The 13,044-nt window shown below is 61.1% G+C and carries 13 protein-coding genes; 5 read left to right on the forward strand and 8 right to left on the reverse strand.

Features of this window, described 5'->3' with window-relative positions; translation table 11 throughout:
* Window positions 1-114 precede the first annotated feature (114 nt).
* The 3 genes from KZO25_RS04230 to puuE all read right to left on the reverse strand — a co-directional run bounded on the left by KZO25_RS04230 (window position 115) and on the right by puuE (window position 2,745).
* Window positions 115-603: an ureidoglycolate lyase gene (locus KZO25_RS04230; protein ID WP_223135998.1), complete on the reverse strand. Its 489-nt coding sequence runs from the start codon at window positions 601-603 to the stop codon at window positions 115-117.
* Window positions 604-771: 168 nt separating this feature from the next.
* Complete coding sequence (locus tag KZO25_RS04235; RefSeq protein WP_066447947.1) at window positions 772-1,605, reverse strand: bifunctional allantoicase/(S)-ureidoglycine aminohydrolase; 834 nt, start codon at window positions 1,603-1,605, stop codon at window positions 772-774.
* A 207-nt stretch (window positions 1,606-1,812) separates the two neighbouring features.
* Window positions 1,813-2,745, reverse strand: a complete 933-nt coding sequence (gene puuE / locus KZO25_RS04240) for an allantoinase PuuE (protein ID WP_223135999.1) — start codon at window positions 2,743-2,745, stop codon at window positions 1,813-1,815.
* 574 nt (window positions 2,746-3,319) lie between these two features.
* On the opposite strand from puuE, the gene KZO25_RS04245 reads away from it, so the two are divergent.
* Both KZO25_RS04245 and KZO25_RS04250 read left to right on the forward strand, forming a co-directional pair.
* Window positions 3,320-4,087: an aspartate/glutamate racemase family protein gene (locus KZO25_RS04245; RefSeq protein WP_223136000.1), complete on the forward strand. Its 768-nt coding sequence runs from the start codon at window positions 3,320-3,322 to the stop codon at window positions 4,085-4,087.
* Between the two features lie 142 nt (window positions 4,088-4,229).
* Window positions 4,230-5,558, forward strand: a complete 1,329-nt coding sequence (locus KZO25_RS04250; protein WP_066452300.1) for an NCS1 family transporter — start codon at window positions 4,230-4,232, stop codon at window positions 5,556-5,558.
* Between the two features lie 83 nt (window positions 5,559-5,641).
* On the opposite strand, the gene KZO25_RS04255 is transcribed toward KZO25_RS04250, so the two are convergent.
* The 3 genes from KZO25_RS04255 to uraH all read right to left on the reverse strand — a co-directional run bounded on the left by KZO25_RS04255 (window position 5,642) and on the right by uraH (window position 8,156).
* Window positions 5,642-6,388 carry a GntR family transcriptional regulator gene (locus tag KZO25_RS04255; protein WP_223136001.1) on the reverse strand — a complete coding sequence of 249 codons (747 nt, stop codon included), beginning with the start codon at window positions 6,386-6,388 and terminating at the stop codon, window positions 5,642-5,644.
* Between the two features lie 135 nt (window positions 6,389-6,523).
* A complete protein-coding gene (locus tag KZO25_RS04260; protein WP_066447958.1) occupies window positions 6,524-7,732 on the reverse strand; it encodes a urate hydroxylase PuuD in 1,209 nt (402 codons plus the stop codon).
* A gap of 70 nt (window positions 7,733-7,802) precedes the next feature.
* Complete coding sequence (uraH, locus tag KZO25_RS04265) at window positions 7,803-8,156, reverse strand: hydroxyisourate hydrolase (RefSeq protein ID WP_066447962.1); 354 nt, start codon at window positions 8,154-8,156, stop codon at window positions 7,803-7,805.
* Window positions 8,157-8,327: 171 nt separating this feature from the next.
* On the opposite strand from uraH, the gene uraD reads away from it, so the two are divergent.
* The 3 genes from uraD to KZO25_RS04280 all read left to right on the forward strand — a co-directional run bounded on the left by uraD (window position 8,328) and on the right by KZO25_RS04280 (window position 11,352).
* Complete coding sequence (gene uraD / locus KZO25_RS04270; RefSeq protein ID WP_066447966.1) at window positions 8,328-8,855, forward strand: 2-oxo-4-hydroxy-4-carboxy-5-ureidoimidazoline decarboxylase; 528 nt, start codon at window positions 8,328-8,330, stop codon at window positions 8,853-8,855.
* Between the two features lie 359 nt (window positions 8,856-9,214).
* Window positions 9,215-10,606 carry a uracil-xanthine permease family protein gene (locus KZO25_RS04275; RefSeq protein ID WP_066447971.1) on the forward strand — a complete coding sequence of 464 codons (1,392 nt, stop codon included), beginning with the start codon at window positions 9,215-9,217 and terminating at the stop codon, window positions 10,604-10,606.
* A 125-nt stretch (window positions 10,607-10,731) separates the two neighbouring features.
* Window positions 10,732-11,352, forward strand: coding sequence for a phosphoribosyltransferase (locus KZO25_RS04280; protein ID WP_223136002.1), 621 nt, complete (start codon window positions 10,732-10,734; stop codon window positions 11,350-11,352).
* Between the two features lie 143 nt (window positions 11,353-11,495).
* Here KZO25_RS04280 and KZO25_RS04285 read toward each other — a convergent pair whose 3' ends face one another.
* Window positions 11,496-11,891, reverse strand: a complete 396-nt coding sequence (locus KZO25_RS04285) for a phasin family protein (RefSeq protein WP_223136003.1) — start codon at window positions 11,889-11,891, stop codon at window positions 11,496-11,498.
* A gap of 102 nt (window positions 11,892-11,993) precedes the next feature.
* On the reverse strand, window positions 11,994-12,701 hold the full coding sequence (locus KZO25_RS04290; RefSeq protein ID WP_066447977.1) for a glutathione S-transferase N-terminal domain-containing protein: 708 nt from the start codon (window positions 12,699-12,701) through the stop codon (window positions 11,994-11,996).
* Window positions 12,702-13,044 lie beyond the last annotated feature (343 nt).

Raw genomic sequence — 13,044 nt, forward strand, 5'->3', positions numbered from 1 at the left:
AGCCTGCCGTCAATATTTTGTGGAAACAATTTTCATAAAATTGCCTGGATACAAAAAAGCCCAAGTAACATCAGCTACTTGGGCCATCATAGCCTTATCAAAAACCGCCGATAATCAGTCGGCGGTGATGCGCAGCGCCAGCGGGTACTCGTCGCAGTTGTTACCCTCGCCGCCACGATCTACGACCAGGAATTCCCCCTGGCGCTCGAGCACCGATTGGATCGCATGCCAGATCCCGGCTCGGTAGTTCACTCCCTGGCGGCCATCGGTGATGAAGGCGCGCACATCGTCCGGGGCGATGGTCTCCCCCGGCGGGGCCACCACGATCACGAAACGCTCCTCGTGCAGCGGCATGAAGGCCTGGCTGCCCTGAGGATGACGCTCCAGGAAGTCGAGCTCGAGCGGCAGCTCAATGGGCTCGCTGACGAAGATACTGATCAGCGCCCGAGCCTGCTCACCGAGGGTTTCGACCTTCGCCAGGTCGTGGTAACGACGGGTGCGCCCGGCGTTGATGTGAAAATAGTCGGCCGTGCGCGTGTCGATGACGTCGCCGAAGGCCGCGAAGGCTTCCGGCGTCAGCGGCTCGGCTTTGAGTTCCAGCATATTGCCCCCTTAAAGGTTTTCTCGGCAGTCGACCTGAATCACTAGGGCTGTTCCGGCGACAGGCCTACGAGGAGGCGCTGTAAACCCCTCCCTGGGCGCTACATTTGCCATCCCTGGCAAATGACCTCCTCTTCGGCCTGCCCCCGGCGCCCCTAGCGATCAGTGTTTTCAACGAGCCCCGATCTGCAGCGCCGGGTGGCGATTCACATCCTTGTAAAGCAGATAGCGGAACGGCCCAGGGCCACCGGCATAGCAGGCCTGGGGACAAAAGGCGCGCAGCCACATGAAATCGCCGGCCTCGACCTCGACCCAGTCCTGGTTGAGGTGATAGACCGCCTTGCCCTCCAGTACGTAGAGACCGTGCTCCATGACGTGTGTCTCGTCGAAGGGGATCACGGCGCCGGGCTGGAAGGTGACGATGTTGACGTGCATGTCATGACGCACGTCAGCAGGGTCGACGAAGCGAGTGGTGGCCCAGCGCTCGTCGGTGTCCGGCATCGGCGTCGGCGCAATATCGTTCTCGTTGACCACAAACGCCTCCGGCACCTCGATGCCCTCGACGAACTCGTAGGCCTTGCGCACCCAGTGGAAACGCACCGGGGCATCGGACTCGTTGTGCAGCTGCCAGTGGCTGCCCGGCGGCAGGAAGGCGTAGCCACCTGCGGTCATGTGGTGGCGCTCGCCGGCCAGGGTCAGGGTCATCTCCCCTTCCACCACGAACAGCACGCCCTCGGCGGCCGGGTCGAGTTCGGGCTTGTCGCTACCGCCCCCCGGCGACACCTCCATGATGTACTGGCAGAAGGTCTCGGCAAAGCCGGAGAGCGGCCGTGCCAGCACCCATAGGCGAGTGTTGTGCCAGAACGGCAGATTGCTGGTGACGATATCACCGAACACCCCCTTGGGGATCACGGCGTAGGCCTCGGTAAAAACCGCTCGGTCCGAAAGCAGCTGGGTCTGGGGCGGATGTCCACCTCGGGGGGCGTAATAAGTGCGTTGGCTCATGATGCGTCCTGAAAGATTGCCAAAGATAGCGCTCAAGCTATCGTGACGGGTGCGTCTCTCGGGGCTAAACCGTCGACAGGCCTTCGAGGAGGCGCTGTGAACCCCTCCCTGGGCGCTACCTTCGCCATCCATGGCGAAGGACCTCCTCTACGGCCTGTCCCCGGCGCCCCTCGTAAAGCAGCCAGGCTGTCCTGTCGGGGTTCGACGTCAGCGCGCCGGCGCGGGGTGGTGCTCGGCCCAGTGCCGCGCGATATCCACGCGTCGCGTGACCCAGACCCGGTCGTGGGCCTCGATATGGTCGAGGAACCGCTGCAGGGCACGGAATCGGCCGGGGCGGCCCAGCAGCCGGCAGTGCATGCCCACCGAGAGCATTTTCGGCGACTCCTCCCCTTCCGCATAGAGCACGTCGAAGGCGTCGCGCAGGTAGCTGAAGAAATGGTCGGCAGTGTTGAAGCCCTGGGGCGCGGCGAAGCGCATGTCGTTGCTGTCCAGGGTATAGGGCACGATCAGGTGATCGTGTTCGCGACCCTGGCTATCCGCCTGGCGAGTCCAGAACGGCAGGTCGTCCCCATAGTAGTCACTGTCATAGAGGAAGCCACCCTCGTCGAGCACCAGCCGGCGGGTGTTGGGGCTGTCGCGGCCGGTGTACCAGCCCAGCGGCTTCTCGCCATAGAGGCGCTGGAAAACCTCCATCGCCTGCTGCAGATGTTCACGTTCGACGTGCTCCGGTACGTCCTGATAATGGATCCAGCGATAGCCGTGGCAGGCGATCTCATGCCCCAGCTCCTTGAAGGCGTAAGCCACTTCCGGGTGGCGCTCCAGCGCCATGGCGACACCGAATACCGTCAGCGGCAGGCCGCGTCGCTCGAACTCGCGCAGGATGCGCCAGACCCCGGCCCGGGAGCCATATTCATAGATCGACTCCATGCTCAGGTGTCGATCGGGAAACGAGGGCGCGCCGATGATCTCGGACAGGAACTGCTCGGACCCCGAATCGCCATGCAGCACGCAGTTCTCGCCACCCTCTTCATAGTTGAGCACGAACTGCACGGCGATCTTCGCCTTGCCGGGCCAGTTGGCATGGGGAGGCGTACGGCCGTAGCCGATCAGATCGCGGGGATACTCACTGCTTACGCTCATCAAGGACGTTCCTCTTGTTCTTCCTGACTCGTTCTTTCTGCTTCGCGCTTAGCCCACCGACGGGCCAAGGCGCTGCCTGGCAACAGGTGACAACAATTAGTGTATACAATAGAAAAGTATACTGTACCCAACCCCATTGCAAGGTATCAGCGGCAATCCAGTGAAACCCCATCGGAGTCATGACATCTCGAATCGCCGTCGCTCTTACTCCTCACAGCATTAATCTTTGTATACAAAAAATCAAGACAACGTACTCGACATTCATCTATATCACCGAATGCACCCGCCCCCTCCTGCTCAGGCTGACGGCTGTCGCCCCTACCCAGGAATAAGTGTATACAAAATATTCTCCACAGAGTCGCCAATGCCCTCTGACATTTCAGGAATACGACCTAGGTCTAACAGCCAGAAAATACCGAAATTGCTGAATAATTTGAGTAATGAATTGTTTTTTAACAATAAAAACCCATGAGCAGCAAATCGGCGACGTGCTTGCGCACACGATGCCATCCGTCTATCTTTGTGTACAAAGACATTTTATTTTGTTCACAACAAATTCAAGACGGAGCTCCCTATGCAAATACGCGTCATCAACCCCAACACCACCCAGGCCATGACCAGGAAAATTGGCGAGGCCGCCCAGCGCATTGCCGCGCCAGGCACACAGATTGTCGCCACCCAGCCCACCAGCGGCCCGGTTTCCATCGAGAGCCACTTCGACGAGGCGATCAGCGCCGTCGGCGTGCTGGAAGAGGTCATGGCCGGAGAGCGCGAGGGGGCGGACGCCTATGTCATCGCCTGCTTCGGCGACCCGGGGCTGCTGGCCGCCCGTGAGCTGACCCGTGCGCCGGTGATCGGAATCGCCGAGGCGGCCTTCCACATGGCCGCCATGATCAGCACTCGCTTTTCCGTCGTCACCACCCTGGGACGCACCGGCATCATCGCCGAGCACCTGCTGGAGCAGTACGGCTTTCGCCATCACTGCCGACGAGTCCGCGCCGCCGAGGTACCGGTACTGGACCTGGAAGAGAACGGCGAGATGGCACTGAACCGCATCATCGACGAGTGTCGCCGGGCCCGCGACGAGGACAACATCGGGGCCATCGTGCTCGGCTGTGGCGGCATGGCCGACCTGACCGAGGAGATCGGCCAGGCGGTGGGGCTTCCCGTCATAGAGGGCGTTACCGCCGCCGTGAAGCTGGCCGAGGCGGTGGTCGGCCTGGGGCTTGGCACCAGCAAGCATGGCGACCTGGCCTTTCCCAGACCCAAGGCCTTTACCGGCCAGTTCGAGCACTTCTCCGGCCTGACACCCATCGGCCGGACACTCCCCAAGCAAGAGTAATCACCACAGAAAGCCGCCTGCGAAATAGTGGCCCTGTACGGCACGGACGACCGACAACGATAAATTTGGCAAACATCCTTGCGAGGACACAATAATGAGCGATCCGACAGCAAAGGCGCAGCCCGCCGCCCCGGACATCTCTATGGGCACGACAGTTGGCGTCACCAAGGCGCCGGGGGACGAAAGCCTGGCCCCACAGCATACCCGTATCATGGGACGCCCCTCCTACTTCCTGGCCTGGTTCGGCGGATGCGTATCGATCGGCACCTTCGCCATGGGCTCCAGCGTGGTGGGCACACTGAACCTGATACAAGCGACGCTGGCGATTGCCATCGGCTGCTTCGTGATCGGCATCGCGCTCGCCATCAATGGTGCAGCCGGCTACAAGTATGGCATTCCCTTCATGGTCCAGGCGCGCAGCGCCTTCGGCTTTGCCGGCACGCGCATACCCGGCCTGGTCCGAGCCGTACCCGCCATCGTCTGGTACGGCTTCCAGAGCTGGATCGGGGCCGGCGCGCTGAACATGGTGTCGGCCACCCTGTTCGGCTTCGACAACCTGATATTCTACTTCATCACCTTCCAGTTCCTGCAGATCGGCCTCTCGGTGATGGGCTTCCAGGGCATCAAGTGGCTGGAGAACATCGGCAGCGTCTTCATCCTCGCCTCGCTGACCTACATGTTCTATGCCACGGTACAACGCTATGGCGATGAGCTTTCCGCCAACCTGCTGACCATGGAAGGTTCCTGGGGCATGCCGTTCTGGGGCGCCACCATGCTGTTCCTGGGTATCTACAGCACCATGATGCTCAACGTCAGCGACTACTCCCGCGAGCACAAGAAGGGAACCGGCCCAGGCCTGCTGACCACTATCTACGCCATGTCGATCCTGCCCTGCACCATGTTCATGGGCCTGATCGGCTACATGGTCTCGGAAGCCACCGGCACCGCCGACCCCATCCAGGTCTTCGCCAATGCCGTGGACAACACCCCGCTGCTGATGACCACCCTGCTGTTCATCGCCTTCGCCCAGGTCACCACCAACGTACTCAACAACGTGGTGCCGCCGACCTATGTGCTGATGGACGTGTTCAAGCTGAAATTCCCCATCGCCACCGTGATCGTCGGGCTGCTGGCCTTCGCCACCTTCCCCTGGAAGCTGGTGCAGCCGGAATCCGCCGCCGGCCTGCAGCTGTTCGTGCAGACCTACTCCGCCTTCCTCGGCCCGATCTTCGCCATCCTGGTCGTCGACTACTACATCATTCGTCGCCGCACCCTGGATATCGGCAAGCTGTATGACGAGACCGGTCCCTACCAGGGCGTCAACTATGCCGCACTGATCGCCACCGCCGTCGGCATCGTGTCCGCCCTGACCTTCTCAGCCGTCTCCTGGTACGCAAGCCTGATCCCCGCCGGCATCACCTACTACCTGTTGATGCAGCACTGGGGCCCCTGCCAGCGCTTCCGCCAATAACGCCACGCAAGCGTAAACGCCAGCGCCCCGGACACATGATCCGGGGCGCTGGCGTTGGTTAGAGCAAAAGGCAACGCATTGGCTCAGCTGCCGAAGATGCTCTGCAGGTCCGGCGCTTCGGCCTCTTCCTCGACGATGGAGAGCGATGCCTCGATTTCCTTGAGATGGTGGCTCATGAAGGCGCGGGCCCCCTCGCCGTCACCCGCCTCCAGGTAGCGGATCAGGTCGTCATGATCGTGAGATTCGCAGCCCAGGTTGCCAGGGTTGCCGTAGACCGCCAGGATCAGCGAGGAGCGCGAGCAGAGCCGGCCGACGAAGGCGGCCAGAGTATCATTGCCGGAAAGCGCCGCCAGGCGTTCGTGAAAGGCCGCAGAGAGCTTGATTGCCGAACTCTGCTCCCCGGCGCTCAGTGCTTCGCGTTCGCGGCTGGCCATGGAACGCAGTTCCTCGATATCCGCTTCGCTGATGCGCCGCGCCACTTCCGGCATCAGCCCGCACTCGACCATCTGGCGGGCATCGAAGACCTCCCTGGCTTCATCGGCAGTGGGGCGAGTCACGCTCGCGCCACGACGTGGCGTCAATGTAACCAGTTGCTCCAGGGCCAGACGCTGAAGAATCTTGCGGATACCGGTACGGCTGATACCAAACACCTCGGCCAGGGCATCCTCGCGCAGCCGTGCCCCGGGCCTGAGTCGGTGCTCGATGATAGCGTCACTGATAGAGCGATAGATCGTCTCGTGGCGCTCGGCGCCATCGCCGTTCTTGCCCAGACGTCGAGGGGGGGGCTGACCCGACGCTTCACCATCGGCAAGGCTTTGCCGCTGATTCATGGTATCCCTCCTTGTATGCCCATTAATGGCAATCATTGTATACGCATTGCGGGTCGACAATGAACCTGGCTGCAACGCCCACAGCCCGCCATAAGGCGGGCTGTGGGTCGATCGCAGAAAGAAGCGACTACGGGGTCATTCCGACCAGGCGGCGATGGTCTCGCGCTCCTCGTCGGTCATGCCGGTCATGTTGCCCAACGGCATGTACTTGCTGGCCACCACCTGCTGAATCTGGCTCTTCTGGCGCAGGATCTGGTCCTCGGTATCATAGGCGACACCGGCCGGCGGAGCAGAAAAGCCTGGCTGCGTCGGCTCACGGGAGTGGCAGGCTACACAGTGCTGATCGATCAGGGCGTGAACCTCGTCGAACTCGGGACCATCGGCTGCCGTATCCCTGTCCGTCGCCGCGGTCTGCCCGGCAGGTGCCGCCAGCCAGAACGCCACCAGAATCAGTGCCACCCCCGCCGCAGGGTACGCTGGCTGGATCTTTCCTGCATGCATCAGCACGAAGAACTGGCGGATCAACGCGCCGGCAAAGATAAACAGCGACATCAAGATCCAGGCGTGCTCATGGCTGTAGATGAACGAGTAGTGGTTGCTGATCATTAGCAGCACCACCGGCAGGGTGAAGTAGGTGTTATGCACCGAGCGCTGCTTGCCGCGCTTGCCGTCGAGCGGATTGGGCGTCTCGCCCGCCTTCATGGCGTTGACCATGCGGCGCTGGCCGGGAATGATCCAGAAGAACACGTTGGCCGACATGGCGGTTGCCATCACCGCACCGGTCAGCAGGAAAGCCGCTCGGCCGGAGAACATCTGCACGCTCAGATAGGCCACCACCACCATCATCACCGCCACCGCGATGCTGAGCACCCCGTCACGGGTCATGTTGGGACTGATGCGCTTGCAAAGCTCGTTGTAGACGACCCAGCCGCCGGCCAGGAACACGAGCGCCAGCACGTTGGCCTGCCAGCCGCTCATGTTCGCGGCCCACTCCCAGTTGGCATTGGGGTTCACCAGGTAGAAGCCCGGGTTGAACATATAGAGGGTGACGAATAGCGCAAATCCCGACAGCCAGGTGGTGTAGGACTTCCAGAACGACCAGTGCAAGTCGTCGGGCAGCTTGGCCGGGGCCGTGGCATATTTCTGGTTGTGATAGAAACCGCCCCCATGGACGGCCCACATTTCGCCGAATACACCCTTCTCGCGATCTTCAGCGGCCTTGGGCTTCTTCAGGCCATTGTCCAGCATGACGAAGTAGATCGACTCGCCGATCCACGCGATGGCCGCGATGACGTGTAGCCAACGCAGCATGAAATTGACGAACTCCAACAGGTAAGCTTGCATTGAGGGGGTCTCTATCAGTGTTGTTGTTCAGCGCCTGGTACCGAAGCGCAGCCATAGACTCAGCGCTTCCCTAGCTGCCTCGGTAGGTGGAATAACCATACGGCGACAGCAGCAGCGGTACATGATAGTGCTGTGACGCATCGGCCACGCCAAAACGCAGCGGTATCACGTCCAGGAAGCGGGGCTCATCAGCTGCCACACCCTGGCGTCGCAGATAGGCACCGGCATGAAAGACCAGCTCGTACTCACCGGCCAGGAAGTCGTCTCCTTCCAGAATCGGCGCATCGCAGCGACCATCATCATTGGTCACGACACGCTTGAGACGAGTGCGCTGCTCGCCTTCCAGCCGATAGACCGCTATCTCGATCCCCTCGCCGGGCTGGCCCTTCGCAGTATCAAGAACATGCGTTGTCAGTCGTCCCATCGGTTTCTCCCATGCTTGGCTGGCGATGCCACCTCAGGCGGTGCATCATGGTAACTGCAATGCTGAAGACAGTTTTAGCTCTTTTGATGGTACATTTCAAAATTTTTTTGTATACACTTTCCGTAAGGCTATATCAGGCCGATCCCCCGACCACCATTGCGGAGTCCCCCGATGAGCGACAAGACCCTCGAACCGCGCCCCAGCACCCTCGACCGCCAGGCATTCGTCGCACAGTATGGCGATATCTATGAACACTCTCCCTGGGTCGCCGACCTGACCTGGCAACAGGGCCTAGGCGACGAACAGGACACGCCGTCCGGGCTTGCCGAAGCCATGGGGCGGACGCTGCGAGAAGCATCGGCCGAAAAGCAGTTGGAAGTGATTCGTGCCCACCCCGACCTTGCCGGTAAGGCCGCCATTGCCGGCGAGCTGACCGATGACTCCACCCGCGAGCAGGCCGGTGCGGGACTCGACCAGTGCACCCCGGAAGAGATGGCGCGCTTCCAGCGACTGAACGACGCCTACAAGGCCCGCTTCGATTTTCCCTTCGTGATGGCCGTCAAGGGTAGCGACCGCCACGCTATCCTCGACGCCTTCGTGGCTCGTCTGGAGAACACGCCGGAGCAGGAGCGCCGCACCGCCATCGAGCAGATCAACCGCATCGCTCTCTTCCGCCTGGAAGCCCGCACCGAAGCATGATCTCACGCAGCGCCAGCAATACGCTGGCGCTGTAGCGCTTCCACCTGCCTTGGAATCGCCCGCCTACCTTCACCTCGCTCCCAGGCCGTCCTTCATACCTGAGACCATCACGGCTCTTCTTTTCACGGCTGCTACGCAAGCGGCAATCGAAAGAATGGGTGGGAAAAACCAGACCCCAGAATATGACCAAACGGTCAGAATTGCGCTCGCATCTTACTGTTTTAATTAGAAAACCGGCTATCTCAAAAAAAATAGTCACCTGCTGTCTTTCAAAACAGCATCGATTGTGTACATTTGATTAATGACTGTGCATCCAAAAACTAAACTTCTGGATACAATAACAAGCGTGAGAGCCTGACATGACCGACAACAATCTGTCTTCTTCACTGAAGAAACCATCGCGCACCATCAATCAGAATCCCGATGCCATGCCTCCGCTGGGCAAGGCAATCCCGCTGGGCATCCAGCACATCATGGCGATGTTCGCGGGAAACGTGACCCCACCTATCATCATCGCCGGCGTTATCGGCGCCACCACCGGTGAGCAGATCTTCCTGATCCAGGTGGCGCTCTTCGTGGCCGGCATCGCCACCCTGATCCAGACCATCGGCATGGGTCCCATCGGGGCCCGACTCCCCATTGTTCAGGGCACCAGCTTCGGCTTCCTGCCGGTGGCCCTGCCCCTGGCCGGCACTTTCGGTCTGGCTTCGGTGCTGGGCGCCTCCTTGATCGCCGGGCTGTTGCAGGTGGGCCTGGGCGCCTTCCTCAAGAAAATCCGACACTGGTTCTCCCCGGTGGTCACCGGCATCGTAGTACTCCTGATCGGTATTACCCTGATGCCAGTGGGCCTCAACTACGCCGCCGGTGGCGTCGGGGCCGATGACTTCGCCTCCCCCACCAACCTGGGCCTGGCACTGTTCGTGCTGGTGGTGACCATCGTCGTTCATCAGTTCGGCCGCGGCTTCCTCAAGGCCTCCTCCATCCTGGTAGGGCTGGTCAGCGGCTACCTGGTCGCCATCGCCCTCGGCATGGTGGACTTCTCCAGCGTCGGCAACGCCGCCTGGTTCGCCTTCCCCAAGCCCCTCCAGTACGGACTGGAGTTCCATTTGACCGCCATCATCGGCATGACCTTGATCATGTTTGTGGTAGGCCTGGAGACAATCGGTAATATCTCCGCCATCACCATCGGTGGCGCCGGCCGCCAGGCCAAGGATCGCGAACTATCCGGCGGCGTGATGGCCGACGGCGTGGCCACCTCTTTCGCCGCCGTCTTCAATACCCTGCCCAATACCGCCTACGCGCAGAATGTGGGCTTGATCACCCTGACCGGCGTGGTCAGCCGCCACGTGGTGACCATCGGCGGCATTCTGTTGATCTGCATGGGCCTGTTCCCGAAACTGGGCGGCCTGGTTGCGGCCATGCCCCACGCGGTGCTGGGCGGCGCCGGGGTCGTCATGTTCGGCATGATCGCCTCAGCCGGTATGAAGATCATCCAGGAGTGCGAGCTCAATCAGCGCGCCATGCTGATCATTGCCGTCGCCCTGAGCCTGGGCATCGGCCTGCCGGCAGTGGAGCAGATTGCCGAAACCATGCCCGGCCAGTTCGGCCTGCTGCTCAAGTCCGGCCTGGTGCCTGCCGCGCTGGCTGCGCTGCTGCTCGATGCAATCCTGCCGGGAAAGCCCAAGCGCGAGCCGATCGAGCCACAGGAGGCCATCGCTGCCAAGAGTGAAGAGGCCAAATCCAACCTCTGAGGCGTTACCCCACCGCCTCGCGAGATAACGCCGCCGGATGATCTCCGGCGGCGTTCTCATTGCAGAGTGAAGCGCTCGGATTCAAAACTACACTGTGTAGAGGATCGCTTTCCGGAGGTTCTTTCATGTTCCGTGATCGTCTCGATGCCGCCAGGCAACTTGCACAGCGCCTCGAGCGTCTCAAGGGGCGCAACCCGCTGATACTCGCCATCCCCCGAGGTGGTGTGCCCATGGGACGTCATCTGGCCGATGCGCTGGAAGGTGAGCTGGATGTGGTGCTGGTGCGCAAGATACGCGCGCCGGGCAGTCCGGAGTTCGCCATCGGCGCGGTGAGCGAAGACGGCAGCATGAAGCTCGATGATGCCGCTTCGCATTTCCCCCCCGAAGCGGTGGCGCGCGAAGCCGATCACCAGCGCCAGCTGCTGAAGGAGCGCCGGGAGCGCTACAGCCCGGTTCGCCCACCGATATCGCCCGAGGGCCGGGTGGTGGTGGTGGTGGACGACGGCAGCGCCACCGGCGCCACCATGGAGGCCGCCCTGAAGACGCTGCGTGGCCGTCCCGAACGGCTTATCGCCGCCATGGGGGTCGGCGCTCCCAGCGCCGTGGCACGCCTGGAAGCTGCGGCGGATGAAGTGGCCTGCCTGGAGATACCCCAGGGCTTCATGGCAGTCGGCCAGTTCTATGCCGACTTCAGCCAAGTGGAGGAAGAGGAAGTCATTGAGCTGCTGAACCCCTCGTCCGGCTGAAACTGGCCGTTAGGCGCCCCTCTCTACGCACTACGCACCACGCAAGAGACCGCCATCCCGAAGGATGGCGGTCTCTACCAAAGCCTGAAGGCTTGGTTCGGCTCGCTGCAGCAGAACTAGTCTGGCGCGCTTGCCTTGCGGCCTTACTTGCTGGCCTGAACCTTCTTGACAGCGTCTTCGGCCAGCTTCTGGCTAGTCTTGACGTTCTCTTCCGCCAGCTTCTGTCCCTTTTGCAGGAACTCCTGGCTCAGGGTAACCACCTTCTGGGTGTCGCCCTGGAGGCGATCGCCCAGATCCTGCACGGCCTTCTGCTGATCGCTCACGACCTGCTTGAGGCCTTCGGCGTCCTTGACGTCGATCCAGGCGCGCGCCTGGGCCAGGCTTAACTCGCTGTACGTGCGGAAGGCGTCCAGCTGGGCAGCCATCAGCTTTTCATAATATTCCAGCGTCAGCGAACCATAGGCGCGGGCCGGCGCGACAAACAGGCTCTCGAACTGCTGAGTGGCTTGCTCGGTTGCTTGCTCGGTAGTCTTGCTCATGAAAAATCTCCAGTACGGTTCGGGGTAGCCAAGGCTGGTTCCCATCCGAAACCGCCTTGTTGCAATGCAGCATAGCAAGCATTTTTGTGCGTTGCAACATCGTCAGCGGTAGGCACCCTGGATATCGGTCACTCGCATGGCGCTGCGGCCAAGACCGCCGTGCAGGTCGAGCATGCGCTCGAGCCATCCATATACCGGATCGGCGTTGGAAACCATGTCGGCACTGGAGACCACGCGTGCCCACATGAAGCTGCCGAAGACGAGGTAATCGGCAGCGGCAGGGGCAGCCCCGTCGATGAAGTCGGCTTCCTTGAGCTGTCCTCGCAGCGGCTCGAGTGCGGCATCCAGTTGCGATAGTCCCTTGGCGGGGGAGTGAAATTCCTCGAGAGCACGACCGAAGCGCTTTTCCCGCGTCTCGCGAAAATAGTCACGATCCTTGGGATGGATGGCATTGAGCAGGTCCATGATGATGGTTCGCATCATCGCCGGCGCCAGGGCTCGCTCGGCATAGTGCTTGAAGAACCGGGCACGGGCCTCTGCCATCCCGTCGCCCAGCAGCGGCGCGCCAGGATAACTATGATCAAGGTAGCGCAGGATCTCGTAGCTGTCGGCAACGGCGCGGTCACCGTCAACCAATACCGGCACCTTGTCGGAGTCGGAGAAGGCAAGCGCCTCCTTGTCGGTGAAATACCAGGGGCGGGTCTCCACCGTCAGCCCCTTGTGTGCCAGGGCGTAGCGAACCCGCCAGCAGTAGGGGGAAAAGCGCAGCCCCTCGTCAATACCGCAGAGTTCATAGAGAACCATAGCCATGCCGTCTCCTTACTTTCGCTGGGGGTCGTATAATGTAGGGGTCAAACGTAGGGATCCTATAGCGATAGTGCCAGCCTTTCCCCAGCGATACCAATTCATCACCCGCACCCTCGCAGCGGCTTCCTTGCTATCCATTGGTCTAACATCCCGGCGAAAGCCACGACCGGATTTGGCCAGAATTATCAAGGCAAATCATTGTTTATAAACATACTAAGTGCGTTGCGAGGGCTTCATTTCATGAGTGAAAAATTGGTAATACCAATTAACCATGATTGGTAATGAGCACCATCAAGCCGTATCGTCGCCCCATTGTGGTAGCCATGGGGCCTCGTATCCGAGCCCT

Source organism: Halomonas sp. ANAO-440 (assembly GCF_019915905.1).
In the GTDB taxonomy this organism is placed as follows: Bacteria; Pseudomonadota; Gammaproteobacteria; order Pseudomonadales; family Halomonadaceae; genus Halomonas; species Halomonas chromatireducens.

Bases quoted from the DNA above. Each gene is read 5' to 3' on its own strand.
- KZO25_RS04230 (WP_223135998.1), bottom strand. From the start codon at position 603: ATGCTGGAACTCAAAGCCGAGCCGCTGACGCCGGAAGCCTTCGCGGCC.
- KZO25_RS04235 (WP_066447947.1), bottom strand. From the start codon at position 1,605: ATGAGCCAACGCACTTATTACGCCCCCCGAGGTGGACATCCGCCCCAG.
- puuE (WP_223135999.1), bottom strand. From the start codon at position 2,745: ATGAGCGTAAGCAGTGAGTATCCCCGCGATCTGATCGGCTACGGCCGT.
- KZO25_RS04245 (WP_223136000.1), top strand. From the start codon at position 3,320: ATGCAAATACGCGTCATCAACCCCAACACCACCCAGGCCATGACCAGG.
- KZO25_RS04250 (WP_066452300.1), top strand. From the start codon at position 4,230: ATGGGCACGACAGTTGGCGTCACCAAGGCGCCGGGGGACGAAAGCCTG.
- KZO25_RS04255 (WP_223136001.1), bottom strand. From the start codon at position 6,388: ATGAATCAGCGGCAAAGCCTTGCCGATGGTGAAGCGTCGGGTCAGCCC.
- KZO25_RS04260 (WP_066447958.1), bottom strand. From the start codon at position 7,732: ATGCAAGCTTACCTGTTGGAGTTCGTCAATTTCATGCTGCGTTGGCTA.
- uraH (WP_066447962.1), bottom strand. From the start codon at position 8,156: ATGGGACGACTGACAACGCATGTTCTTGATACTGCGAAGGGCCAGCCC.
- uraD (WP_066447966.1), top strand. From the start codon at position 8,328: ATGAGCGACAAGACCCTCGAACCGCGCCCCAGCACCCTCGACCGCCAG.
- KZO25_RS04275 (WP_066447971.1), top strand. From the start codon at position 9,215: ATGACCGACAACAATCTGTCTTCTTCACTGAAGAAACCATCGCGCACC.
- KZO25_RS04280 (WP_223136002.1), top strand. From the start codon at position 10,732: ATGTTCCGTGATCGTCTCGATGCCGCCAGGCAACTTGCACAGCGCCTC.
- KZO25_RS04285 (WP_223136003.1), bottom strand. From the start codon at position 11,891: ATGAGCAAGACTACCGAGCAAGCAACCGAGCAAGCCACTCAGCAGTTC.
- KZO25_RS04290 (WP_066447977.1), bottom strand. From the start codon at position 12,701: ATGGCTATGGTTCTCTATGAACTCTGCGGTATTGACGAGGGGCTGCGC.